24 protein-coding genes are annotated in these 24,867 nt (G+C 54.0%); 8 read left to right on the forward strand and 16 right to left on the reverse strand.

Features of this window, described 5'->3' with window-relative positions:
- Positions 1-39 precede the first annotated feature (39 nt).
- The 12 genes from AC58P5_RS21365 to coxB form a co-directional block, all read right to left on the reverse strand.
- Positions 40-1,422 carry a TraB/GumN family protein gene (locus tag AC58P5_RS21365; RefSeq protein WP_497390124.1) on the reverse strand — a complete coding sequence of 461 codons (1,383 nt, stop codon included), beginning with the start codon at positions 1,420-1,422 and terminating at the stop codon, positions 40-42.
- Positions 1,423-1,517: 95 nt separating this feature from the next.
- A complete protein-coding gene (locus AC58P5_RS21370) occupies positions 1,518-2,828 on the reverse strand; it encodes an ABC transporter permease (RefSeq protein ID WP_497390126.1) in 1,311 nt (436 codons plus the stop codon).
- Positions 2,821-3,723 carry an ABC transporter ATP-binding protein gene (locus AC58P5_RS21375; protein ID WP_497390128.1) on the reverse strand — a complete coding sequence of 301 codons (903 nt, stop codon included), beginning with the start codon at positions 3,721-3,723 and terminating at the stop codon, positions 2,821-2,823. The genes AC58P5_RS21370 and AC58P5_RS21375 overlap by 8 nt, the downstream gene beginning before the upstream one ends.
- A 39-nt stretch (positions 3,724-3,762) precedes the next feature.
- Positions 3,763-4,737 (reverse strand): ABC transporter ATP-binding protein, encoded by a 975-nt coding sequence (locus tag AC58P5_RS21380; RefSeq protein ID WP_497390129.1) that lies wholly within the window; start codon positions 4,735-4,737, stop codon positions 3,763-3,765.
- Complete coding sequence (locus tag AC58P5_RS21385) at positions 4,734-5,276, reverse strand: GntR family transcriptional regulator (RefSeq protein WP_497390131.1); 543 nt, start codon at positions 5,274-5,276, stop codon at positions 4,734-4,736. Before AC58P5_RS21385 ends, AC58P5_RS21380 begins: the two co-directional genes overlap by 4 nt.
- A gap of 51 nt (positions 5,277-5,327) precedes the next feature.
- Positions 5,328-6,068, reverse strand: coding sequence for an ABC-2 transporter permease (locus AC58P5_RS21390; protein WP_497390133.1), 741 nt, complete (start codon positions 6,066-6,068; stop codon positions 5,328-5,330).
- A gap of 350 nt (positions 6,069-6,418) precedes the next feature.
- Positions 6,419-6,874: a DUF420 domain-containing protein gene (locus tag AC58P5_RS21395; protein ID WP_497390135.1), complete on the reverse strand. Its 456-nt coding sequence runs from the start codon at positions 6,872-6,874 to the stop codon at positions 6,419-6,421.
- A gap of 54 nt (positions 6,875-6,928) precedes the next feature.
- A complete protein-coding gene (locus AC58P5_RS21400) occupies positions 6,929-7,756 on the reverse strand; it encodes a cytochrome c oxidase assembly protein (RefSeq protein WP_497390137.1) in 828 nt (275 codons plus the stop codon).
- A gap of 100 nt (positions 7,757-7,856) precedes the next feature.
- Complete coding sequence (locus AC58P5_RS21405; RefSeq protein WP_497390139.1) at positions 7,857-8,168, reverse strand: cytochrome C oxidase subunit IV family protein; 312 nt, start codon at positions 8,166-8,168, stop codon at positions 7,857-7,859.
- 1 nt (position 8,169) lies between these two features.
- Positions 8,170-8,790, reverse strand: coding sequence for a cytochrome (ubi)quinol oxidase subunit III (locus AC58P5_RS21410; RefSeq protein WP_497390141.1), 621 nt, complete (start codon positions 8,788-8,790; stop codon positions 8,170-8,172).
- A complete protein-coding gene (gene ctaD, locus AC58P5_RS21415) occupies positions 8,787-10,610 on the reverse strand; it encodes a cytochrome c oxidase subunit I (RefSeq protein ID WP_497390423.1) in 1,824 nt (607 codons plus the stop codon). The genes AC58P5_RS21410 and ctaD overlap by 4 nt, the downstream gene beginning before the upstream one ends.
- 95 nt (positions 10,611-10,705) lie before the next feature.
- Positions 10,706-11,704, reverse strand: coding sequence for a cytochrome c oxidase subunit II (gene coxB, locus AC58P5_RS21420; RefSeq protein WP_497390143.1), 999 nt, complete (start codon positions 11,702-11,704; stop codon positions 10,706-10,708).
- 297 nt (positions 11,705-12,001) lie between these two features.
- On the opposite strand from coxB, the gene AC58P5_RS21425 reads away from it, so the two are divergent.
- The 3 genes from AC58P5_RS21425 (at position 12,002) to AC58P5_RS21435 (ending at position 16,312) form a co-directional block, all read left to right on the forward strand.
- Complete coding sequence (locus AC58P5_RS21425; RefSeq protein ID WP_497390145.1) at positions 12,002-12,676, forward strand: hypothetical protein; 675 nt, start codon at positions 12,002-12,004, stop codon at positions 12,674-12,676.
- A gap of 172 nt (positions 12,677-12,848) precedes the next feature.
- Positions 12,849-14,792 carry a DEAD/DEAH box helicase gene (locus AC58P5_RS21430; RefSeq protein ID WP_497390147.1) on the forward strand — a complete coding sequence of 648 codons (1,944 nt, stop codon included), beginning with the start codon at positions 12,849-12,851 and terminating at the stop codon, positions 14,790-14,792.
- Positions 14,793-15,151: 359 nt separating this feature from the next.
- Positions 15,152-16,312 (forward strand): conserved virulence factor C family protein, encoded by a 1,161-nt coding sequence (locus AC58P5_RS21435; RefSeq protein ID WP_497390149.1) that lies wholly within the window; start codon positions 15,152-15,154, stop codon positions 16,310-16,312.
- 132 nt (positions 16,313-16,444) lie between these two features.
- On the opposite strand, the gene AC58P5_RS21440 is transcribed toward AC58P5_RS21435, so the two are convergent.
- The 3 genes from AC58P5_RS21440 to AC58P5_RS21450 all read right to left on the reverse strand — a co-directional run bounded on the left by AC58P5_RS21440 (position 16,445) and on the right by AC58P5_RS21450 (position 20,071).
- Positions 16,445-17,704 carry a M48 family metallopeptidase gene (locus AC58P5_RS21440; protein WP_497390151.1) on the reverse strand — a complete coding sequence of 420 codons (1,260 nt, stop codon included), beginning with the start codon at positions 17,702-17,704 and terminating at the stop codon, positions 16,445-16,447.
- A gap of 98 nt (positions 17,705-17,802) precedes the next feature.
- On the reverse strand, positions 17,803-18,774 hold the full coding sequence (locus tag AC58P5_RS21445) for an MBL fold metallo-hydrolase (protein WP_497390153.1): 972 nt from the start codon (positions 18,772-18,774) through the stop codon (positions 17,803-17,805).
- Between the two features lie 289 nt (positions 18,775-19,063).
- Complete coding sequence (locus AC58P5_RS21450) at positions 19,064-20,071, reverse strand: Gfo/Idh/MocA family protein (protein ID WP_497390155.1); 1,008 nt, start codon at positions 20,069-20,071, stop codon at positions 19,064-19,066.
- Positions 20,072-20,223: 152 nt separating this feature from the next.
- Here AC58P5_RS21450 and AC58P5_RS21455 point away from each other — a divergent pair, with 152 nt between their 5' ends.
- The 5 genes from AC58P5_RS21455 to AC58P5_RS21475 all read left to right on the forward strand — a co-directional run bounded on the left by AC58P5_RS21455 (position 20,224) and on the right by AC58P5_RS21475 (position 22,828).
- Entirely contained in the window at positions 20,224-20,850 is a 627-nt protein-coding gene (locus AC58P5_RS21455) for a DUF2238 domain-containing protein (RefSeq protein ID WP_497390157.1), read from the forward strand.
- Positions 20,851-20,903: 53 nt separating this feature from the next.
- Entirely contained in the window at positions 20,904-21,209 is a 306-nt protein-coding gene (gene yxiS / locus AC58P5_RS21460; RefSeq protein ID WP_036739927.1) for a protein YxiS, read from the forward strand.
- Positions 21,210-21,364: 155 nt separating this feature from the next.
- Complete coding sequence (locus AC58P5_RS21465) at positions 21,365-21,589, forward strand: hypothetical protein (RefSeq protein WP_497390159.1); 225 nt, start codon at positions 21,365-21,367, stop codon at positions 21,587-21,589.
- Between the two features lie 34 nt (positions 21,590-21,623).
- Positions 21,624-22,205, forward strand: coding sequence for a spore coat protein (locus AC58P5_RS21470; protein WP_497390161.1), 582 nt, complete (start codon positions 21,624-21,626; stop codon positions 22,203-22,205).
- Positions 22,206-22,519: 314 nt separating this feature from the next.
- The gene (locus AC58P5_RS21475) at positions 22,520-22,828 is read left to right on the forward strand and encodes a hypothetical protein (protein WP_497390163.1); all 309 of its coding nucleotides are present in this window, start codon (positions 22,520-22,522) and stop codon (positions 22,826-22,828) included.
- Between the two features lie 236 nt (positions 22,829-23,064).
- On the opposite strand, the gene thiC is transcribed toward AC58P5_RS21475, so the two are convergent.
- Entirely contained in the window at positions 23,065-24,840 is a 1,776-nt protein-coding gene (thiC, locus tag AC58P5_RS21480; protein WP_497390165.1) for a phosphomethylpyrimidine synthase ThiC, read from the reverse strand.
- Positions 24,841-24,867: the final 27 nt, after the last annotated feature.

Consider the following 24,867-nt stretch of genomic DNA (forward strand, 5'->3'; position numbering starts at 1 on the left):
GTTTCTTTTCAATGGATAGATCTCTACGGTTCTTGAACGTTATTTGACCGGCTGAACGTCATAACCTTTCGCTTTCAACTGGTCGATGACCATATCTTTCACCACATAATGGGCGGAACCGACGACAACGAAAGAAGTTCTTTCACCGTCTTGCTCCAGAAGTTCCGCAATCTTCTTGGCCATGTTTTTATCGCGCTCGCCGATCAGTTTCTTGTTAAGCTCGCCTTCCATCAAGCCGCCCCGGACAAGTCCGTCCGCAACGCCTTTCGCATCGCCTTTACTCCAATCCAGCTGAAGCTGCTTGAAGGAGTTTGCCGCTTCCTTGCCTCCGTCCGCGAGAAGTTGATCCAGCAGGCTGTTCAGATCTTTCTCCTGGGCTTCGGGAGTCAAGGAGTTGAACACGTCGGCTTGCAATTTAATTCCTTCCAGCTCATGAACCGGTTTTCCCGTCAGCAGCGCTTTAGTGAGAAAATAGTGATCAATTCCGGACGCCGATGCCGCTGTAATTTGTTCGGGTCGGTCGAAAAAGGAAAGCATCGATAGGTTGCTGGAGACGGCAAAGGGCTTATATCCGTCGAGCGTCTGCTCCGGAATCCCCATTTTTTTAAGTACTTTTTGCAGTTTCTCGGACGTTTCCTTCGACACATGATCCTGGATCTTCGTGCCGTCGTCATACGTCATCAGATTGGTGAAATAGCTCATATCTCCGGATAACGTATCGGCTTCCACCCACAGATCATCCGAAGCTTCGAATGCTTCCTTTATGTTTTTCTGGAGCGGATACATCTCGGGGATTCCCAAGTGGACCGACCCAAACAGGTACAGGGTGTTATTGTTATGCTTCACCTTCCAGAATACGCCTTTCGCTCCCTGTCCGGCCGTATCGTAACTGAACTCCACCAATCTCGAGGCGAGTACGGCGGCTTGTTCAGACGTACAAGGCTGATCGAGCTCCAATCCTTCGTTTGATCCCTGTACGATGCCTTTCTGCTGAAGGTATTCGATCGGAGAAGAAGACCCGAGCCCGAAAGTGGCCGGCAGCTCGTAGCGGGCCAGTAAGCCGTGCATGGCACGCATAACCGTGTCTCTGGTAATCACTTTATTTTCCGATACCGGCAGAGGTATCTCTTTTTTACTGAAACCGAGCTGATCGAGTTTGGCCGCCGTGCTTTCGATTAACGATTTAAACTTTACAGCGTCAATCGCTTGTTGAAATTTACCGTCGTAGTACCAGCCCATCGGATAAATCCCGTATTTCTCTCCCTCGTTAAGAGTAGAGAGAGACCACGTGCTGATCGATGGGGTCGGGGCGGGAGGTTGCTCTGCCCTTACGGTTAAATTGGTTCCCCCAAGCAGCATCGTAACCCCTAATACACCGGCTGCCATTCTGCGGTTCCACTTGCTCCATAGATGAACTTTCATTTGCAACATGCCTCCTGATCTTAGATGAGAAAAATAACTTTAAATCGGGTGTTAACCCGTTATTACTACTACAGCAGCGGCTGTGCAGATGCGCCTTACCCCTGAAAAGCCTTCATCGCTTTCCGTAGTTCCTTCCAGGACGGGCGTTTGCCGTACATCAGCACGCCGGTGCGGTAAATTTTTGCGGACAGCCAACCCAGTACGAAGATCGAACCGAGCATGATCGCGATCGAGATGACGATTTCCCACCAAGCCGGGTTTCCGAGACCGATGCGCAGGAACATAATGAGCGGCGAGAAGAACGGGACATACGACATCGCGATGACAAAAGGTGCCTCGGGGCTCTGCAGCCCGAACATAGCCGTCATGAAGGCGATGATGATAAGCAGCGTGACCGGCATAACCGCCTGCTGCACTTCCTCGCTGCGGCTGACCAGCGAGCCGATCGCCGCGAAAATAGTCGCGTAGATAAAGAACCCGCCCAGGTAGAACAGAAGGAAGTAACCAAGCAAATCATAAGGGATCAGGGACAAATCCAGATCCATCGACTGCAGCGCCGCCCCGTTCCACGGAAGCATCAGGTTCACGGCGACCACGACGCCGAACAGCACATTTTGCAGCAGTCCCATCAGACAGATGCCGATGATTTTACCGAACATCTGCTTAAGCGGCGAACCGCTGGAGATGAGAATCTCCATCACGCGCGAGCTTTTTTCCGCGGTGATTTCCGTAGAAACCATGCTGCCGTAGCCGATAACGCTCATGTATAGCAGGAAGAGCAGCGCATAGACCAGGATAAAGGCGATTCCCAGCTCCTCCTTGGACTTGGCGGGTGTTTCCTTCAGCGCCACCGCTTCCGTCGTCAGCTTCACAGGCTCCTGGATTTTCGCCAGCACGGCCGGCTCTATACCCGCCTGAGAGATCTCGCTGTTCGTTTTAATCGTCTGCAGCGCGATTTTCAGCAGCTCGGCCGTCTCATCGGTGCCCGGGTTCATGGAGAATCCGCTCGCTCCCGTTTGATAAAGAAGCTGCGGGAATTCCCCGGCACCTGCCGGTTTAGCGGTCAGGACACCCTTGACCTCTTCGTTTTTGAGCTTCTCCAGGACTAGTGCGGCATCCGCGTCCGCACTGCCCTTGCTTTCCAGCGCCACCACCTCGACCGTTTTGGTGCCTGTCTTGTCAGCGGCAAAATACTCCGTCAGCTTCTGCTGAATATCCGTGCCGTCAGCCATAACCCCGATTTTAACGGCGGCCTTGCCACCTTCGCTGGAAAATTGCTGAATGATTGCCGGAAGATTCACGACGGCCGATATAAGCAGTACGAAAATAAGTGTCGTGATTTTGAACGACTTCGTTTTTAACCGGTTCAAGAGGGTGAACCGGATCACAGTCATCATGCTATTCATGAGACGATCCCACCTTTGCGATAAAGATTTCGTTCAGTGTCGGCTCCATGAGCTGATAGCGGTAAATATCCGTCTGTGCGGCCGCGTGGGCCAAAATACGCTGTGCGGCGCCGGCTTCCCGGATACGGATCTCGTAACCGTTCAGATGCTTTTCCACCGAAGTGACTCCTTCAATCGTCTCCAATCCGGGGACCGCCTCCTTCGTTTCCAGAAGAACGCGCTCTTTCGGGAACGACTGCTTGATCTCGCGCAGGTTGCCCTGCAGCACCGTGTTGGATTTATGCAGGATGCAAATATTTTCGCAAAGCTCCTCGACATGATCCATCCGGTGGCTGGAAAACAGAATCGCTTTTCCTTTGTCCCGAAGCTCTTTGACCGTTCCTTTCAGAAGCTCGACGTTAACCGGGTCCAGACCGCTGAACGTTTCGTCCATGATAATGATCGACGGATCGTGCAGGACGGACGCGATAAATTGGATTTTCTGCTGATTTCCTTTGGACAGCTCCTCTACCCGCTTGTCGTAGTATTCGGGGACGTCGAACTTGTCCAGCCATTCCTTGAGCGTCCGGTCTGCCTGCTTCCGCTTGATGCCCCGGAGCTCCGCCAGGTAAATAAGCTGCTCCGAAACTTTGTATTTCGGGTACAATCCCCGTTCCTCGGGAAGATACCCCATCAATCTGCGCAGCTCGTCGCCGTACCCCTTGCCGTTCCAGCGGATGGTTCCTCCGTCCGGATAAATAAGTCCGAGCGACATACGCATCGTCGTCGTTTTCCCCGCGCCGTTTCCTCCAAGCAAACCGTAAATCTCCCCCGGCTTCACTTGCAGGGAAATTCCGTTGACGGCCGTTTTTTCTCCATATTGTTTCGTAACGTGTTCCAGTTCCAGCGGCAACATAGTGATTGCTCCCTTCTCGATCGAATGGTTAATTTTTCTCTATCTCTCTTTGTTTTCTACCTTTTTCGCTATCTGCTCCTGAGCCAAAAGCTCCAAAATATCTTCAAGTTCCAGAGCGGTCGTCCGCACCGGTGCGTTACCCTGCGAGGCGAGGGCCGCTTCCGTTTCACTGGAGGACCGGGATATAATCGGGATGAGCCCTCCGTGCTCTCCTGTACCCATGGACACTACACCGGGCAGGGGACCTGAAGCCGGCTGCGGCGTTTCGCGGACCCATATGCGCTTCCAGTCATCCAGCAGCTGATCCTTCTCATAGACACCGATGAGGCGGCCCCGGTTGATATACACAATGTAATCCGCAAGCCGCCGGACTTCCTCCATCACATGGGTCGAGAAGAAAATGCTCCGGCCTTCCCGGTCCATAAACTTCACGAGATGCTCCATCATCCGTTTGGTGGCAAAAGGGTCCAGACCGGACGTCGCTTCGTCCAGCAGCAGAAGCTCAGGCTCGTAAGCGGCTGCCAGAATGTAGCTCAGTTTGCGCTTCATTCCCTTGGACAGCGTCTTCAGCTTCAACTTGCCGCTTAACTCAAACTCTTCCATCATGCGGCGGTAGAGCGGTTCGTTCCACGTCGGATACCAGCGGCAGACGAAATCATGAAGTTCTCCGATCGTCGTGCAGCCAAGTTCCTCCCAGTTCGATTCCTCGGACACGTAGCCGATACGTCTCTTGATGTCGGTTTCGGTGTCGTCCTCCCCGTACGGTCTGCCGAGCAGTTCCACCTTACCGCTGTCTGCCTTGGTCAAATTCATGAGCATGCGGAAAATCGTGCTTTTGCCGGAACCGTTTTGTCCGACCAAGGCCACCACCGTTCCGGTTTCTATCTCCAGGTCGATCGGCCCAAGGGGCATATTGCCCAGTATCTTTTCCACTCCGGACAGCCGGATGGCGCAACCTCCGTAACTCGCAGCCTCTCTATTCATTTCCTCCCTATTCATTTCCTCCCTATTCATTTCGGCTCCCCCCCTTCTTCCGGTTCTATGGCAGGCATAGCTAAAGCAGGGATTTCCGCACTCATTCCTTTGTTTTCCTGATCATCACTGCCGGAATTATTTGTACCCGGACTTTCTGTGCCCGGTTGATGGTTCCCCGCCGTTCCCTGTCCCTCATTCGTAATTTCCAGCAGAGCCTCTTCGAACAGCTGCTTCAGTTCCTCAATGGTACAGCCGACACGCAGCCCGCTGCGCAGAGCATCTTTCATCGCTTCCACCACCGCTTCCTTCCGGTATTGCTCTCGGATCACTGTACCGACCTTAGCGACAAAAGTACCTGTTCCCTGACGGGTCCTCAGAATACCTTCGTTCTCCAGATCCTGATACACACGCCGGATCGTGATGACGCTGCATGACAAATCTTTCGCAAACTCGCGGATGGATGGCAGCAGCGTACCTTCGGGCAAATGCCCGCTGAGGATCAGTTCTTTAAGCTGAACTTGAATCTGATGATATAAAGGCTCCGGATTGTCCGGCGAAATTTGGATCGGAATATGCAACTGCATCACCTGCTTTCAAGCTTTCGTCATTCTCGGCAAAAGGTACGTCACTCATGATGCAAACAAATCCCGCTGTCCGAACTTTCTATTAAGGATCTTCCAGGAGCTCCCTAATGCAGCTGCACCGATTAGGACCGATCCTGCCGGCACAATCGCCCCATATTGTTCAATCCCGCTTATCACAAGAGGCCATACCATGTAGTTCCCGGCCCACCATAGCAGGATGGAAAGGATCAGCGTGGCCAAGAGCAAGAGCAGACTGAAACGGAAGAAGGCTTTTCCCCTCATCGACATTTCTCCGTACAGGTAGACCGAACCAACCGCCAGCACCGTTCCCCACCAGAAGAAGATCATGCCCAGCCAGGTGCCCCATCCTACGGGTTCGAGCCATTGCAGGGACATCATCACACGGATGCCCACATGCAGAAGAAGAATAAAAAAGCTTGAGTACAGAATGTAAACCAGAAACCGGCTCGTCACGATTTCTTTGTTTCTTACCGGCAAAACCCTTAACTGGAGGATTCGCTTCGTATACGTATCGTTTTTCCAATAATTCATATTTCGTGAATCGATCGGGTAACCGGCCACTTGAATGATCGATAGGACAAACAGGTTGAACACCACCGTCAAAAACCCGTTCACCCCACCCTCCATCGAAACTTCGGGCTTCATGAAAACAAAGAGCACAAACATGGCATTCAAATAATAAAGCAGGCTCCAGATATATCCACCATAGCGGACCATTTTAATATCTTGTTTGGCCAGCCACCATACATTTTTCCACACGCTCATGTGAACACCTCACTGTGTCTACTGTACTCACTGTGCTTGCTGTGATTACTGTGTATATTTATATTAACAGTAAGCACACAGTTCCGCAACCCCTTTTCCACTTTTTTCTTCTTCCTATTCTCCACTCCCTATTTATTTGCTCCCGCTAATTTCTCTTATTCATTTCTCCTGCTCGCTGCCTTACCTTGTAGTCTCACCTTATATCCCCTGCTTGCTGCTCGCTCTCTCCTGTTCACTTCCTCCTTCTCATTCTGTTTGCCACAAAAACAAAAAACAGCCTCCTGTTTTCGTTTGAAAACAAAAGGCTGTTTAATCTCGCCTACGCGGCTATGTGTAAAGGTTCAGCTCTTCTACAAGCCGAAAATCGCATCGATAAGAGGTTTCGTCTCCCCGCCAGGAAACAGAATGTACAGCAGAATGTAAACCACTACGCCCGTAGGTGCCACGAACAACCAAATGGTTGCCGTAATAGGTCCTACTTTCCGGTGGCGTATCCAGTTCTTTTTGAATGCGAGAATCAGGGTGACGATACCGAACACGGCTCCCACCGTAGCGAGCGTAATATGGAAAAATAAAAAGATATGGTACGCAAGCTTAAGGCTTTCCGGTCCGTCAAATGAAGTATTGCCTTGAAAGATGGTACGCGACATATAAATGGTGAAAAAGATCAGCGCAGAGATTGCCCCCGCAATCATCAATTTCGTATGAGTCTCCCGGTTGCCCTTACGAATCTGATACCAACCGAAAGCGACGAAGATGGCGCTGATCACGATAAACATCGTGCTGATCGTCGGCAGTACATGCATGATTTAAATCCCATCCATTCCCTATATTAAGACGCAGAGTCAGTGGCCAAATGCTCAGGCCGTCGTCAGACCGCTGTTTTCCTGCTGGTCGTCCGACAATTCGTCCTCTTGTGCCCTCTCCGTACGATACCACTTGAAGAAAATCATAGCAAGGGCAGAACCGTAAACAATTTCTTGAATCACTTTCATCAAGACTCCGCCGAGCTGTTGGTCGTCAAGCAAAGGCAGCGCATGGAACGGAATCACCACATTCGCATACATCGCATAGATCGGTTCGCTCGCAAAAATAATGAGCGCACAGGCCGGAGTGAGCAAAATGCCGTTCACCGCGATATAAGCCAATTTCATCAGGCTGGACAGCTTTTCGTGCTCCGGCAGCGGTGTGAAGACCGGGAACCACATGGCAAAAGCCGTAAACAGCAGAATCGCGTGATAACCGAGCAGCATCCATTCGTTTTCCATCAGAGTATCCATAATAAGCGGCAGATGGTAAATCGAGAATAGCAGGTTAAACGCCAGAACCGAAATTAGCGGATGGGTGAAGAAACGCAGCAGGCGGTTCATAACGGCCCCTTTGAAAAGAGGGCGGATCAACCAGGCCGGCAGCCCGTTCAAGATAAAGATTGGCATGATCAGATACAAGAGAGACTGCTGCAGCATATGAACGCTGAACAGATAGTGATGGCCCAGATAGTTGATCGGGCTTCCTTGCCCGATGTAGAACAAGGCTATCCCGGTGTAGAACGAGAGCTTGACCTTGGAACTTACAGGTTCTTCTCCCGCGGCCGCAGCCTTGGAAGGAGAGGTCAAACTACGATAGACGAGGCCGACAACCACAACGAACAGCAGAACAACAGGGTTCCACATCTCAAAAAAAACCATCGCTGTGTCAGCTCCTTTACCTTTTATTTTCTTGCCGGATGAAAAAAAGGAGCGGCTTGTTGCAACAATAGCCAACGAAGCCGCTCTTCTTCTTTTTAACTTACCACCAGGTCCAGTAAACCCCTGCGGCAACGGCCGTTAAGGCGACTATGCCTCCAAAGATGATTCCCACGATCGGGAACAAGTGGCCTTTTTCCTTCATGTGCATCCAATAAGCAAGTTGAAGGGCTATTTGGATTAACGCCATGAAAATAAGGAATCCGTACAGGAAAGACTTATCCAATCCACCGTACATGACAAGCGCGAAAGCAATCATGGTCAGGAGAATCGAAGCAATATACGAAAAGTAATGGTTCGCCGGGCTTTCCTTCTTGTAACGTTTACTTGGTGAAGTTGTTTCGTTTGTGCTCATCTTAAGGACCTACCTTCCCCATCAGATAAACGACCGTAAAGATAAATACCCATACTACGTCGATAAAGTGCCAGTACAAGCTGGCGACATAGAACTTCGGTGCGGTAACGACGGTAAGACCTTTGCGTGTTCCCTGGATGATCAGAAGAGCGATCCACAGAACCCCGAAAGCAACGTGGCCGCCGTGGAAGCCTACGAGCGTATAGAAGGAGGTCGAGAACGCACTGGTCGTAAACCCGTGTCCTTCATGTACATATTCGTAGAACTCATACACTTCAAGCCCAAGGAAGCCAAGACCGAGCAATACCGTAATGGTTAACCAAAACAGCAAACCTTTTACGTTGTTTTTGTGCATCGCCATGATGGCGAATACACTGGTCAAACTGGACGTCAACAGAATGAACGTGGCCCAGGCGACCGTAGAAAGCTTGAACAGTTCCATCGGAGTCGGACCCTCCGGAATCTGGTTCCGGAGAGCGATATAGGTGGCAAACAGCGTACCGAACAAAACCATCTCGCCGCCGAGGAAGAGCCAGAAGCCAAGAACCTTATTCTTGCCTTCCAGCGTAGCCTTCTCGGGCTCCAGCGGCAACGTACCCGCGTCGTGCGTATGCGTGCTCATCGTTTAACCCCCTTGTCGTTAAGCTCCTCCGGTTCGATATGCCAACCGTGGTCGTCAAAGACGGAACGAAGCAGCATGCAAAGGAGTGTAATGCCGATACCCACGATACAGATCAAATAGATGTGGTACATGAAGCCGAATGCGGCAATAAACAGCCCGAGAGCCATAAACAACGGCAGGATCGATGGAGACGGCATATGGATCGAACCAACCGGTTCAGCCGGAGTCATCTCTTTGTTGCCCGCCATTTTTTCTTTCCACAGAGCATCAAGACCGCGAACAAGCGGAGTTTGTTTAAAGTTGTATTCCGGTGCCGGAGAAGGAATCGTCCACTCCAGCGTACGGCCATCCCACGGGTCGTTCGGAGCATCTTGAGGTTTTCTGTTCGTCGCGATCATGTTGATGATGAACACGAGAGTACCGATTCCCATCAGGAATGCGCCTACCGTACTGACAAGGTTACCAGCAGTAAGGCCCGGATCGTAAGTGAATACGCGGCGAGGCATACCCATCAGACCGAGGAAATGCTGCGGGAAGAATGTCAGGTGGAACCCGATAAAGAAGGTCCAGAAATGTATTTTACCCAAAGTTTCGTTCAGCACGCGGCCGAACATTTTTGGCCACCAGTAGTAAGAACCGGCGAACAGGCCAAGAATCAGACCACCGACGATAACGTAGTGGAAGTGAGCGACAACGAAATAAGTGTCATGATACTGGAAGTCGGCAGCCGGTACGGAAAGCATAACCCCGGTTACCCCGCCCATTACGAACGTCGGAATGAACGCCGTTGCGAAAAGGCTGGACGTCGTAAAGCGGATTTGTCCGCCCCAAAGGGTGAACAGCCAGTTGAAAATTTTGATCCCTGTCGGTACCGCGATCGCCATCGTGGCGATGGAGAAAATCGAGTTGGCGACTGGCCCCAAACCTACGGTAAACATATGGTGAACCCAAACCATGAAGCCCAGGAAACCGATCAGAGCCGTCGCGAATACCATCGAGCTGTAGCCGAAAAGGCGCTTGCTGGAGAAGGTACTTACGATCTCGGAAATGATACCGAACGCCGGAAGAATCAGAATGTAAACTTCGGGGTGCCCGAAGATCCAGAAGAGATGCTCCCACAGGACGGTGCTGCCGCCGCGGGCCGGATCAAAGAAAGCTCCGTCGAAGATACGGTCAAACATCAGTTCAACCAAACCTACGGTAATCGCAGGGAAAGCGAACAAGATCAGTGCGGACGTGATAAACGACGCCCAAGTAAACATCGGCATACGCATATAGGTCATGCCGGGTGCACGCATGTTGATGATCGTTACGAGGAAGTTAATCCCCCCGAGGAGGGTTCCCAGACCTGCAATCTGCAGACCGAGTACATAGAAATCAACCCCGGTCGTATTGCCACCAATCGTCACGGCCTGCGTACTATCTACTATGGTTGATAGTGGAGTGTATGCCGTCCAACCGGCATTGGCTCCGCCGCCCATGAACCAGGAAAGATTCAGAAGGATGCCCCCGAATAAGAAAAGCCAGAATCCAAGGGAGTTTAGAAACGGAAACGCAACGTCTCGGGCCCCTATCTGCAAGGGGATTATCGCGTTCATAAATCCGAAGATCATAGGCATGGCCGCGAAGAAGATCATCGTCGTACCGTGCATGGTTGTCAGCTGGTTGAACGTATCACCGATAAAAATTTTCAAATCTGGATTCATGAGCTGAATCCGGATCAGAATGGCTTCCAGTCCGCCGATCAGGAAGAACAGTCCGCCGGCCATGAAGTACAAAATACCGATCTTCTTATGATCCACGGTGGTCAGCCAATCCATCAAGCCGGTGTATCGCTTCACTTGATGGTGTGCTTGCGCATGCGCGTGGGCGTGTGCTTGTGCCAACGTATTAACCTCCTTTTTCCTGAGAAGTCTTACTTCAAGCTGTTCAGATATTTAACAATCTCGTTAACCTGATTATCTTCGAGCGGTACTTTAGGCATTAAAGTTCCCGGCTTCTCGGATTGCGGATCATTGATCCATTTCTTCAAATTCTCGTCGTTGTGTTCCAGAACACCGGCGAGCATTTCACGGTCCGCGTAACCGTTCAGGTTAGGACCGAAACCGAGTCCTTTCGGATCGATCGCATGACACTGCAGGCATTTCTGTTTGAACAGCTCTTCGCCTTGCTTCGCATCTGCAGGAACAGCGGCAGGAGTTTGCATATTCGTCACCCAAGCGTCAAAATCACCTTGTGCGAGCGATTTCACTTTAAAGTCCATCAAGGAGTGGGACGCGCCACAAAGCTCCGCGCATTTACCTTTGAAGACATCGACTTCGTCAGCTTTCAAATAATACACATTCGTCATGTTCGTGTTCGTATCCATCTTGCCGCCGAGAGACGGAACCCAGAAGGAATGAGTAACATCCGCGGAGGTAAGCTCAAGCGCGATGTTCTTTCCTGTAGGGATTACAAGATCCTGAGCGGTCGAAATGCCCAGCTCGGGATACTCGAACTGCCACCAGAATTGGTGAGCGGTCACTTTAACGTGGATAGCATCCTTATCCTGCACGTAGTTCGTAGTGTGCTTGAACGTATAATAAACCGTTGGTACGGCCAGCACGATAAGCAGCAGAATCGGAATAACCGTCCAGACAATCTCCAGCACGTGGTTACCTTCCACTTGCTTCGGAATGCCTTCTTGTCCCTTCCGTTTACGGAAACGGATGATTACGAACAAATACAATGCAAATACCACTACTACAACCAGAAGCATGATGGCGATCGAGATCTTCATCAGAAACAGCTGTTCTGATGCCACCGGCCCTCTAGGTCGCAAAGCGGAAAGCGTCGGGTCACCACAACCCGCAAGGAGGAACGTCATCACCGCAAATAGGGGGACTAGACGCCAATTCTTTTTCCATCGACTCATTGCTTATCAACCCCACTTTGTAAACCAATATTTTTACCACGAACGACAGGCCTATGTCAATCAACCTTATCACTTAATTAACTATAATTAGGTAAAACTTTTTTGTCAATTCTTCTTGGAAAGTTCACAAATTGTTCTAAAAGCTGTTACATTTTGCGATTTTTTTGTTGATTTGTCTTGCATTGATTTCCTTCCTGCTCGGTTTTTAGCATTAGGATGCATCATTGCGTCCCGTATAATTCACACCCTCCCGCTTCATCCTAAATTTATGTCAGTCTTCAACAAGGAGGAGCAATCATGAAAAAGATCATGCGCCGTTTCATCCCTGCCCTTTCCGCGGCCGGCTTCATTATTGTAACTGTATCGGGGTGCTCTAATACGTATCCGAAGGAAACCAGTTACGGACATCCTAAGCAGCGGATTGAGGGACAAGGCCAGAGCCGGGCTTACCAGACCCAGCAGCAGGTCAGCCCCGTTTCCCACAATAACACTTTCTTCGCTTACGATCATGAGCTGTCCACGCAAATTGCGGCCATGCACGGGGTAATGGGCGCAATCGTCATGAGAACAGACCGCAATGCTTATGCTGCCGTCATGGTGGACCACTCCGCTTCCGGAACGAAGGCGGGCCGCAGCGAAACCAAAACGCACGGACCCCGGGACAAGAAAAACCGGCTGCCCCAGCCCTACTACGAGAACCTGTATACGAACGAGCTAGCCTCGGATTTCCTCGGCTACGTGACGGTCCAGGATCATAAGAATTTATCCCATAACTTCAAGCAGGAAATAGCCCTTAAAATCAGGCAGCTCGATCCGACCGTACACGATGTGTACATCTCGGCTAACCGCGAATTCATTAACCAGCTCAACCATTATAAGCTGGATGCCCTGTCGGGCGCTTCTCTCAAGCCTTATGTGAACGAGTTTAATCAAGGAGCGACACGCATATTCGGGACGAAACCGCAGCCGTAACCGGAAAAGGAGATTCATGTCAGAAAAATCTCCTTTTTATAGGAAGAAAGTCATGCGGAAACACCCTCCTTATTAAATAAGTAGACAGAGGAAACCAACCCATAGCTTTCCATCGTGCGGCCGTTAGGGTAGAATGGGAAGCATACCTACATTCGAAGGAGCTTACACCAATATGTCTTTTCCATTTATAGACCTCGGCGTTCGTCCGGAGCTGGCCAAACTGCTGGCTCGAAGCGGCGTATCCGAACCGACTCCCATCCAGCAGCAGGCGCTGCCCGTCGTTTTCCGCGGCGGCGATGTGATTGCCCAGGCACAGACCGGAACCGGCAAGACGCTCGCCTTCCTGCTTCCCATGCTGGAGCGGACTAATCCTACACGCGCCGAAGTGCAGGGGCTTATTCTGACCCCTACACGGGAGCTCGCCATACAGATTGCGGCGGAGGCCGCCAAGCTGGCACCCGCCCTCGGTATTAACGTCCTGGCCGCATACGGCGGACAGGATGTCGAGAAACAGCTGCGCAAGCTTTCCTCGACAGGCGGTGTCCATCTGATCGTCGCGACCCCGGGACGACTGCTCGATCACCTGCGCAGAGGATCCGTCGCTTTGTACAAGATTTCCATGCTGGTCCTCGACGAGGCCGATCAAATGCTTCATATGGGATTCTTGAATGAAGTCGAGGAAATCATTGCCCAGACTCCGCAGAGACGCCAGACGATGCTGTTCTCCGCGACGATGCCGGACCCGATCCGGAACCTGGCCAAGCGGTACATGGTCAATCCGGAAGAAATCCGGGTAAAAGCGAAACAGGTTACACTCACGGAGATTGATCAGTCCGTGGTGCGCGTATCGGATCGCGGCAAGCTTGACGCCCTGTGCAGAGCCATCGATACGGACAAGCCTTACCTCGCGATGATATTCTGCCGCACGAAGCGGAGAGCGGCTTCCTTGAACGCCGACCTGCAGGAGCGCGGCTACAAGTCGGATGAGCTTCACGGAGATCTGTCGCAAGCCAAGCGCGAGCAAGTCATGAAGCGGTTCCGCGACGCCAGCATCCAGCTGCTGGTCGCCACGGATGTGGCTGCGCGCGGCATCGACGTTGAAGGCGTTACACACGTCTTCAACTATGACATCCCGCACGACGCGCAGAGCTACATCCACCGCATCGGCCGGACGGGACGGGCGGGCCAGACCGGTGTCGCCGTCACGTTCGCCAGCCCGCGCGATCAGGTCTACGTCGATCAGATCGAGCAGGGCATTCGCCAGCAGCTCCGGCGGCAGGACGCACCACGCCGTGAACGCGGCGAGGAGACCGACGAGCGCCGCGAACGCGGAGGACGCAGCCCCCGCGGCGAGCGGAGCGGCGACGGCAGAGCGAAGCCTGCGGGCAAAGGCGGCGGGCGCACCCGCGGCGGCGATGGAGCGGGACGCTCCGAAGGCCGCTGGGAGCACCGCACCGACGGGCCGCGCAGCGGTTCGGCCGGCCGGGGCCGCGGTCGTGCGGATGCGCGCGACGCGGGCGGACCGCGCAGCGGCGGCGCTGGACGCGGCGCACGCAGCGAAGGCGGCTTCCGCGGCGATAGCGCGGAGCGTCGCGACGGCGCTGACCGCGGCGGGCGCGGACGCAGCGGAGCGGACTCCCGCGATGCACGCGGACGCGGCGGCTCGGAGCGCGGCGGCTTCGGCGGCCCGCGGAGCGGTTCGGGACGCGACAACTTCGGCGGCGCAGGACGCGGCGGCAGTGCCGGGCGCGGACCTCGCGGCGATAGCGCGCGCGACGGCGGACGCGAGCCGCGCAGCGAAAGCGCGCGCGATGGCGGACGCGGCGCACGCGACAGCGTGGCGGGCCCGTTCGGCGAAGCCGGCTGGGGCGTAAGCGCCAAGCAGCGTGAAGAGGCGGAAGCCCGCAGCAGCCGCGGACGCGGCGGCGCGGATTCCCGCGGTTCACGCGGAGGCGGTTCCGGCCGCGGCGACTTCAGCGGCTCGGGACGCGGCGGCAGCGCCGGCCGCGGATCGCGCAGCGGAGGCGGCTCAAACGGCCGCGGAACAGGCCCGCGTGGAGGCGGTCCGCGGAGCGGCGGATCGAATCCGCGGGGCGGTTCCAAGCGCGGCAGATAGTCAGCCGACGTTTGTTGAGCCGGCAGCTTTGCGGCGGCTGGTTAACGGCCGACGAACTACCTTTTAAGCTTCGCCTCGGATAACTCCTCCGCCTTGCGGAAAGAGGCTAGGCCGAAATGTTTTGCAACGAACCGGAACTTCTTGTTCCGGTTTTCTTTTTTTACCTGGTTTCAACGGGGGTCAGAAGCTGCTTCTTAATATAGAAGAAACTCTACAAAACAAGAAGACACAAATTCCATTTTAGTTAATTATAGGTAATTACCCCCTTGATGCAGTGACTTTCCTCACAGAGCTTTGCCTGAAAGGTCTTTTAGCAAAAATGTGGTATCATATAGAGGAACAAAGGAGGGTGTAATCCAGTGAATTTAGTATCGATTGAACCAACCCCTAGTCCCAATACCATGAAACTTAACTTAGATAAGGCGCTTCCTAAGGGCCGCAGCCTGACTTTTACCCGGAAACAGCGCGACAACGCTCCCGGCTATATTCAACAGCTCCTGGATATCCCCGGGGTAACAAGCGTTTTTCAGGTAGCCGATTTTATCGCGCTTGACCGCTCCCCCAAAGGAGACTGGAAGCAGATTCTCACACAGGCCCGGGAACTGCTCGGCAGCGGCAGCTCTCAAGCCTCTCTGCCCGGCGAAGACGAAGCGGGATCGGGTTTCGGGGAGGTTAAGGTGCTGCTCCAGACTTTCCGCGGCATCCCTATGCAAATAAGGGTAAACGCAGGCGGCGAAGAAGCTCGTGCCGCTCTTCCGGAACGTTTTACACAAGCTGCGATGAAAGCGACCGAAAAATCTCCTCACCTGCTCAAGGAGCGGAAGCTGCAAGAGCTCGATGTCCGTTACGGAGAACTTCAGGATGTGCTGAACGAGGTTGTGCAAGAAGTGGACGCGTCTTACGATGATAAAAGGCTGAGCCTTCTGACGGAACAGGCCGCTGCGGGACTGTCCGAGGCGGACTATACGGAAGCCCAGCGCCCGGCCGAATTGACTGAAGAGGAAATTCGCGTGCTTCTGGACGATCCGGATTGGAAAAAGCGATATGCCGCTTTGCAGAGTGTCAAAGCTACTCCGCAGACACTGCCTCTGCTCGCCAAGGCGCTCGGCGATGAGAAAACGTCCGTACGCAGGCTTGCGACGGTTTATCTCGGCGATATCAAGGAACCGGAAGTACTTCCTTACCTGTTCCAGGCTCTGGAGGACCGCACCCCGGCCGTCCGCCGTACGGCGGGAGATACTTTGTCCGATCTGGGGGATCCGGCTGCCGTTCCGGCTATGTCCAAAGCCTTGAAAGATCCCAACAAGCTGGTTCGCTGGCGTGCCGCCCGTTTTCTATACGAAGTCGGTGACGATTCCTGCCTCGAGGCTTTGCGCGAAGCGGCGGACGATCCGGAATTCGAAATCAGCATGCAGGTCCAGATGGCAATAGCCCGTATCGAAGGCGGCCATGCCGCGGAAGGATCGGTCTGGCAGCAAATGACACGCAGCCGCCAGGGAAACGACCCGAAACAGGATTAAAGTTCATCGTCAACCGTTTGAAGATCACCACACTTGGACGCAGGTCCTACAGCTCTTCCATATGAAAAAAGCGTGCCTTTCCGTGATTTGCAAAACCTGTTTGCAAACCCGGAAACCGGCACGCTCTTTAGTTTAACGGGCTTTTTGCGGAGCAAACTCGCCGAAATACCGGATCCGCTCCTCTATGGTCGGATGGGAACCCAGAAACCACTGCAGGAGCGCCGGCTGAGTGACCGGACTCAAATTAGCAGCGGCGAGCTTCTGAAAAGCACTCACTCCCGCCTCGCCGTCTCCGGTCATTTTCATCGCATACGAATCGGCCCTGTCTTCCATCAGCCGCGAAGCGGCGTTGTCTATTGGAGTCACCATAAGCGTCAGCAGGGAGACAATGGCTAGCAGCAGCGGCAGTCCCGCCATATCCCGCGGACCGCGGAGTCCCCGCGCTCTGCCCCAATTGCGCACCGCTATCTCGTAAATCCGGCTTCCGCCCCAAAGAAGACCGAAACTCATGACAAGCCCCAGTCCGCTCCCCCAGAAGACGTGCCGCTCCGCATAATGCCCCATCTCGTGCGCCATAACGACCAGAATTTCGCGGGTATCCATTTTTTGCAGAAGCGTATCCCACAGAACGACTCTGGCATTGGACCCGATTCCGGACACGTAGGCGTTGAGCTGATTCGTCCTCTCGGACATGTTGACCTCGTATACGTCATCCGCCGCGATTCCGGCTTGCGATGCCAGATGCAGCAGCTCTTTCTTCAGTTCCCCCGCCCGCAGCGGCGTAAATTCATTGTATAAGGGTTCGATAATCACCGGCTGGATAAACTGGAGAAACAGCAGGAGCGGTACGGAAAAAGCCCACAGCCACAGCCACCATTTTCGGGGGCTTCGTTTCATCAAGGCAAGGACAAGCAGGAGAACGAACGTCGTGGTCAGCCATTCGATCCCGAGGTTCTTCGCATGGTCAACCAGCCAGGTCCCCAAGCTGACATTGGAAACCCCGTAATGCCTCTCCACATTAAGCATAAGGTAGTCGAACGGCAGCATAAGGACATACACGACCAGCAGGAACAAAAAAACAAACAAGCCTGTCCGCAGCAGATAGCGCCGGGTCCAGCCTTCAATGCGGTCCCTGAACCGGATAGCCGTTCCCACAAGCAGAATCAGCAGAACAAGCTGCAGCGGAGTCTGCAAAAAGTACACAATCGAGCGGATACGCGATAACGCTTCGGCCCGGCCGATCTCTCCTTCGCTCATAAACGTGTGCGGATCTATGCTGGTGCCCGCCGAACCGGACGGCAGACCGTAAATGTCCCCTCTGCCGAAATATAATCCTACCGCAGCCGCGTAAACGGCAAAACCGAGGATCAGCATGACTTTCCAGTTCTTCATCTTCCTCCCCCGCTTCCTCGGTATTCGGACCGCTTCGTACCTGCAGCGTCCCTCATGATGTATATGCCGTCCGGAAGCCGAAAAAGACGGGTTTGTCCTTATTCCGGGGGAAATTTATTTACTTCGCCGCTTAAGGCGGTCTTCAGTGTTTGTCCGTGCAGCAGCACCTTCAGACGCCCGGGATCAAGCTTCCGCTGTTCCCAATTCAGCCGCAGTCTGTCCAGCGCTTCTTGCGGCGTATCGTCGGCAAGGCGGAACGAGCCGTAATGCATAGGCACGAAAATCTCCGCTTGCGTGTCCGCAAAAGCCTGCACGGCTTCTTCCGGCGAAACGTGCTGAGTGGACATAAACCACTCGGGCTCGTAAGCGCCGATAGGCATCAAGGCGTAGCCGATGCGAAATCGCTCCCCGATCATCCGGAAACCTTGAAAATACCCGCTGTCGCCCGCGAAATAAAGACTGTCCGGGTCCGTCCCCGGCCTGCCGGCATCTTCTATAATCCAGCCTCCCCAGTGGGAGGTATTCGTATCCGTCAGCGAACGGCGAGTCCAGTGCTGCGCGGGAACGAAATGAAAGCGCAGGCCGCCGAACTCACAGCTTTCCCACCAGGAAAGCTCCTCTATATCCTCAAAGCCTTTGCGCCGGAGCATCTTCCCCAGACCTTCCGGGACCAGCAGCTTGGGTTTTCCGGGAAGGGCGCGCAGGGAGCCGATATGGAGGTGATCGTAGTGCCCGTGCGAGAGCAGAACCGCATCGACCGGAGGCAGTTCGCCGAGAGCAAGTCCCGGTTCCGCCAGCCGCTTGTCGAATCCCATACGGCTTGCCCATACCGGATCCGTGACCAGGTTCATGCCGTTTTTCTGAAGCAAAAAGGTAGAATGGCCGATCCACGTGATCGTCGTCTCGCTCCGGTTGGCTTTCAAATAGCCGGGATCTTTATCCGGACATGTTTTTACAAGGAAGGAAAGATCCTTCACTTTACCGCTTCTTTCCTTACGCCATTTGCGGAGATCCGAGAATGTGCTTAGTCCCGCGGCGGGGTCCATGTTTGTATACCTTTTCCTGCTCATCGCATGCTCCTCCATTTTCCCAGCCGGTCATGCGGCCGCTTCGTTTTTTCCTTTATATCCTATTGTACGAACAGCAGCCGCCGAGCGCAAAAAAACGCAAAAAAACCAAGCTCATAGCAGTGTTGCGGTCACAGACCCCATGTGACTTCTTCGCTCCACTGTGCGCGCTATCCTGAAGATAGGCGCCTGGCTTGGTTTTCGGGATGTAAGACTAGCCGACTAGTCTCCAAGTCCCTGTTAGTATCATCATAGTACAAAACGTTCCCGGGCGCCATCCTTTTTTTGCTAATTACAGGCTTATTCTTGCCCGGGTTTCCGCAGAAAGAAGGCACGCCTCCAGGACCTTCATGCCTTTAATGGCATCTTCGGCCGGAAAACGGTAGGGCTCACGGCCCAACACAGCCCGCCCGAAGTCGTCGATCTGCACGGCGTACTGGTTCACGGATGGCGCGGACTCCGTCCGGCGGGCTCCGTTTACCGTGACCGTAAAATCGGCCCCTCTTCCCTCCGGTGCGACAAAAGCGCTCGGCACTTCAATAGTTCCCGCCGTGCCGAGGATTTCGATCGTATTGCGGGGAGCCGCCCACATGCCGCAGTCGAATGTCATAGCGACGCCATCCGGAAACTCAGCGAGCCCCGACGCCATCATATCCACGCCGCCGTGTCCGGGCGAGAAGAAAGCTTGCACCGTAACGGCTTCGGGTTCTCCGCCAAGCAGATAACGGGCCGCATTAAGCGTATAGCAGCCGATATCGTAAAGCGAACCGCCGCCCCACTCTTTGCGGCAGCGGACATTTCCCGTATCCGCGGAGTTATCGAACGTGAAGGAGGCGCGCATCGCGCGTATAACGCCCAACTCTCCGGCCGCGAGAATCTCGCGGATGCGGTCGTACCGGGGATGGTGCCGGTACATAAAGGCTTCAGCGAGGAGAACGCCCGCTTCCCTGCACGCTACGGCCATTTCTTGCGCCTGGGCGGCTGTAAGGGCAAGCGGTTTTTCACAGAGCACATGTTTCCCCGCTCCTGCGGCCTTAATCGCCCATTCAAAGTGCAAATGATTCGGGAGCGGAATGTACACCGCATCCAGGGTCGGATCGGCGAGCAGCTCCTCATAGCTTCCGTAGGCAGCCGGTATTCCGTGACGCCGGGCCGCTTCCGTAGCTTTGAACACATCGCGGCTGGCAATAGCGGCAAGCTCCCCTGTAGACGATGCGTGAATGGCGGGCACAATTGCCCGCAGAGCAATGGAAGCGCACCCAAGAATGCCCCACCTTATTTTTCGGTTCGAAGATGACATGGTCTACCTCCCTTTCCCGCTTTCATGGTACGATAGAGTCAGTATAGCTTACCGCTCCGGTTCCGGATAGAGGATGCGCACGAATCAGGCTCAAAGATTGGACGAAATGCAAAGAAGCGCGCACAATAACTTACAGGAGGTTCTTCCGCCACATGAAATCTTCCCGTGTTCCCACCCGGAGCTATTCCGCTCTGCTGGGCAGCCTGGCGGCCGTCTTCATCTGGTCAGGCATTCGGCCGCACGATTATTTCACCTGGATGTTGGAAGTGACGCCCGGACTCATTCTGATCGCCGTATTAATCGGTATTTACCGGCGGACTCCGCTTACCCTTCTCACATACACGCTGGTCTGGGCTCATGTCATGATATTGTTTGTAGGCGGGCACTACACTTATGCGGAAGTCCCCCTCTTCAACTGGCTTCGGGACACCTTTGATCTGGAGCGGAATTATTACGACCGGCTCGGTCATTTTATGCAGGGCTTTGTACCCGCCATTCTCACGCGCGAGATCTTGATCCGCAAAGTTCCCGTACGGCCCGGAGGCTGGCTTGCGTTCCTTACGCTCAGCGTCTGCCTGGGGTTCAGCGCTTTCTATGAACTTCTGGAGTTCACTGTCGCCAAACTGACCGGCACGGCGGCGGAATCTTTCCTCGGCACTCAAGGCGATGTCTGGGACACCCAATGGGACATGATGTGCGCTCTGATCGGCGCCGCCCTTTCCCTGCTGCTTCTCGGCAAATTGCATAACCGGGCGATGAGACTCCCCGGAAGCTTTTAAATTTGATGTCTCGAATTCACACGATCGAAGGGAGCAGGCACTACCCTATAAACATGAATCAGCAGGAGATGGAAAAACGTATCATCGAGAACTATCAGCGCGACGAACGAATGATGATTCTGATTTTTGCCCAGTGGTGCATCAATCACGGACTGGACCCGGCCGCACTGTATGCGCAGGCCTATCCCCAGCAGGGGAACAACACGGAGCTTCAGCAGGCGCTGGAACTTACGGTTTCCAAGGAAGAAGCGGGAGAAATCCCCGACGACACTCTGCTCGGCGTGTTGTCCATGTTCGGAAATGAAGAGCTTGCTTTTGTGGTGACGGAGGAAATCGCCAAGCGGCCTCCGCGTAAGTAAACATTCATACTTTCCCCCGGCCCCCTTCGTAGAAGCGGGGTTCTTTTGGCTGCGCGGGGCCGGTTGTTCATTCTACAATTTTCCGCAAAATCACTTTTTCCGAATAATTCCATAAAACCGGGTTACATTACTAAGGAACGGAAAGGAGGATTTCCATGCAACCGATAACCGAAAAAGAATTGAACTACCTGGCCGACTCCTTGACCAATGAGGATTTGCTGATCAAACAGGCGGCGAACGCCATCGCCAACGGCCAAAACCCGGCTATCCGGCAGATCGCGGAGCATCTGATCCAAAGTCACCAGCAGCATTACGTTCAAATTTTGTCCACTCTCCAGCAGCATGTCCAGCTTGCTCCCAACCAGCCGCTGCAGCAATAACTTTACTCAAACCCGACAAAAGGAGGGATTTCCTGTGACCCAGCAGCCAAACAACCAAAACCGGCAGCTTTCTTATCAGCAACAGCAGCAGCAAAAGCATGACCAGCGCCAACAGCAGTTGGAGCAGCTTTTCCAACAGGATCAGTCTGCGTATCCGTACTCGCAAGCTTTCCAGCAGCAACAAAACCAACAGCAAAACCAACAGCAACAGCAGCAACAGCAGCAAAACCGCCAAAGCGGCTCCCCCCTGAGCGATAAGGATCTCCTCTACACGGTTCTTGCCGATCATAAGCGCGTGATCAGAGAATATGCAACCGCCGCGACGGAGTCCACCTGTCCGGAGATTCGTCAGCTTTTTAACCACCTGACCCTGAATACTCTCCACCTGCAAGGGGAACTGTACACGTTTATGAAACAAAATAACATGTATTCCCCCCCTTCTCCCGCCCTGCGTCAGGATATCGACAAACAAATTTTTAACGCCCAGCAATCGGGACAACAAACCCAGCAGCGCGTGAATCCTTACCTGTCTTCCGGGGGCCAGTACCAAGGATCCTCTTACACACAGCCTCCCTACACTCAGGCGGGACAAGTGCAGCAGCCCTACACGATGTAGGAGTTCACACGAACTCAGGAAAACGAAGAAGCCTCTTCCCCGGGCGGGAGGAGGCTTCTTCGTTTTCGGCGAGGCCGCAGGTAGCCTTGCGGGGAAGCTGGCGGCCGTCAGGCGGTCCGCCGCCATATTGGTCGCAACCGGGAGCACTGGACGTCGCACAAACGCAGGAACGCCGTAATATCGGACTGAACATCGAAAAAAACTATCTAATTTCCTGTGCGGGAGCAGAAACTTCTCCGGAACTTACGCGTACATATGATAGGAAGACTCTTTTCTTCCGCAGTCGATTCGTACGTTCAAGGAGGCAGCTCAAAATGACAGCCTTATGGGGAACATTAACTTTGCTCATTTTCGGCTTTTTAGTTGTAACCGTTTTCATAAAAAGTATCCAAGGTGCCCGTGACCAATACGGCGTGTCATCGTTTGATTACGAAGAGGAAGGGCACGCGTCCGCAGCCCATCATGAGTGGATGGCGGAACCGGGACCGGACAACGCTTCGGTCAAGGAATGGACGACTGCTGAAGAAGAAAGTGCCCGAACGGATGGAATACACAGCCGGCAACCGGTTCAATTGCGTGCCGCTTCGGAAGCCGCTTCGGAAGCGAAGCAGCCGATCGGTTAGCGCTCGCTTCAGTTCGTTTTAGCCCCCTTGTTCCCGCTTCGGACGGGTTGCGGAACTGCCTGCAAGACTGTCATTCTCGCGAGATTTCGCTCAATATGAAAAACCGTATTCCTCCAGTGGACAAGAGGAATACGGTTTTTGCTTTTGCTGCTGCATACAGCCTGGCAAGCTTGCCGGGCAATCGAACAAGCTATCACGCGCCGTCATTCGCTGTCATGTGTAGACCGATTCTTGGCCTATTTGTAAATCACGCTGCCTTCACGCCGGAATTCGGCGGCTTTATCGGCCATGCCCGCTTCCGCCGCTTGCTGTTCGCCGAGGCCGTTCTCGCGGGCATATTCGCGGATGTCCTGCGTAATCCTCATGGAGCAGAACTTCGGACCGCACATAGAGCAGAAATGGGCGGTTTTGGCCCCTTCCGCAGGGAGCGTTTCGTCGTGGTACTCCATCGCCCGTTCCGGATCAAGCGAAAGGTTGAACTGGTCGCGCCAGCGAAACTCGAACCGCGCTTTGGAAAGGGCGTTATCCCGGTCCTGCGCTCCCGGATGGCCTTTGGCCAGGTCTGCCGCATGCGCAGCGATTTTATAGGCGATTACGCCTTCGCGCACGTCGTTTTTATTCGGCAGACCCAAGTGTTCCTTCGGCGTTACATAGCAGAGCATCGCCGTGCCGAACGAGCCGATCATCGCCGCACCGATAGCGGACGTGATGTGGTCGTAACCCGGGGCGATGTCCGTTGTCAGCGGACCGAGGGTGTAGAACGGCGCCTCCTGGCAAACTTCCATCTGCCGGTCGACGTTCTCCTTGATGAGATGCATCGGAACGTGGCCGGGGCCCTCGATGATGACCTGGACGTCGTGCTCCCAGGCAATCCGGGTCAGCTCTCCGAGCGTATCCAGTTCGGCGAACTGCGCTTCATCGTTCGCATCCGCAATCGAACCGGGACGCAGGCCGTCTCCGAGCGAGAACGAAATATCGTAGGCTTTCATAATTTCACAGATATCTTCGAAATGGGTGTAAAGGAAGTTTTCCTTATGATGCGCCAGGCACCAGGCAGCCATAATCGAGCCTCCGCGGGAAACGATTCCCGTCGTTCTTTTCGCCGTCAAAGGAATATAGCGGAGGAGTACGCCCGCATGAATCGTGAAGTAATCGACCCCTTGTTCGGCCTGTTCAATAAGCGTATCGCGGTAGATTTCCCACGTGAGTTCCTCGGCCTTGCCTCCCACTTTCTCCAGCGCTTGATAAATCGGCACCGTTCCGATCGGCACCGGTGAATTGCGCACGATCCATTCGCGCGTCGTGTGGATGTTTTTGCCCGTGGACAGGTCCATGACCGTATCGGCTCCCCAGCGAGTCGCCCACGTCATTTTTTCCACCTCTTCCTCAATCGAAGAAGCTACGGCCGAGTTGCCGATGTTCGCATTCACCTTCACAAGAAAATTGCGCCCGATGATCATCGGCTCGCTTTCCGGGTGGTTGATATTCGAAGGAATAACGGCACGGCCCCGGGCCACTTCATCGCGGACAAATTCGGGCGCCACATTCTCGCGGATGGCGATGTACTCCATCTCCGGCGTAACGATCCCCTTGCGCGCATAATGCATCTGGGTCACATTGCTCCCGGGCTTGGCACGAAGCGGTTTCCGGTTAAGACCGGGAAACACTTCCGTATTCGCCAGCGCTTCCTCGCTGCGCAGCCCGTTGTCCTCCGGCTTCACGGTGCGGCCCTCGTAAGCCTCCACGTCGCCACGCTCCACAATCCAGCCGTACCGGTTCGCAGGCAGACCCCGGCGGATATCGGTTGCCTCTTCGGTATCCGTGTACAAACCGCTCGTGTCATAGACACGGACCGGGGCATTCTCTTCTTCGCCAAAACGCCCGGAAGACGGGCTCAATTGAATTTCCCTCATCGCTACGCGCACGTCCGGACGAGAGCCTTCCACATAAACTTTGCGGCTCCCCGGAAAAGCGGATACGTTAGGCTCCTGGATTTCTGTACTTTTGGTCATTTTAAAAATCCCTCCCGAACTTTATTG

The organism is Paenibacillus sp. JT31N7 (genome assembly GCF_059692095.1).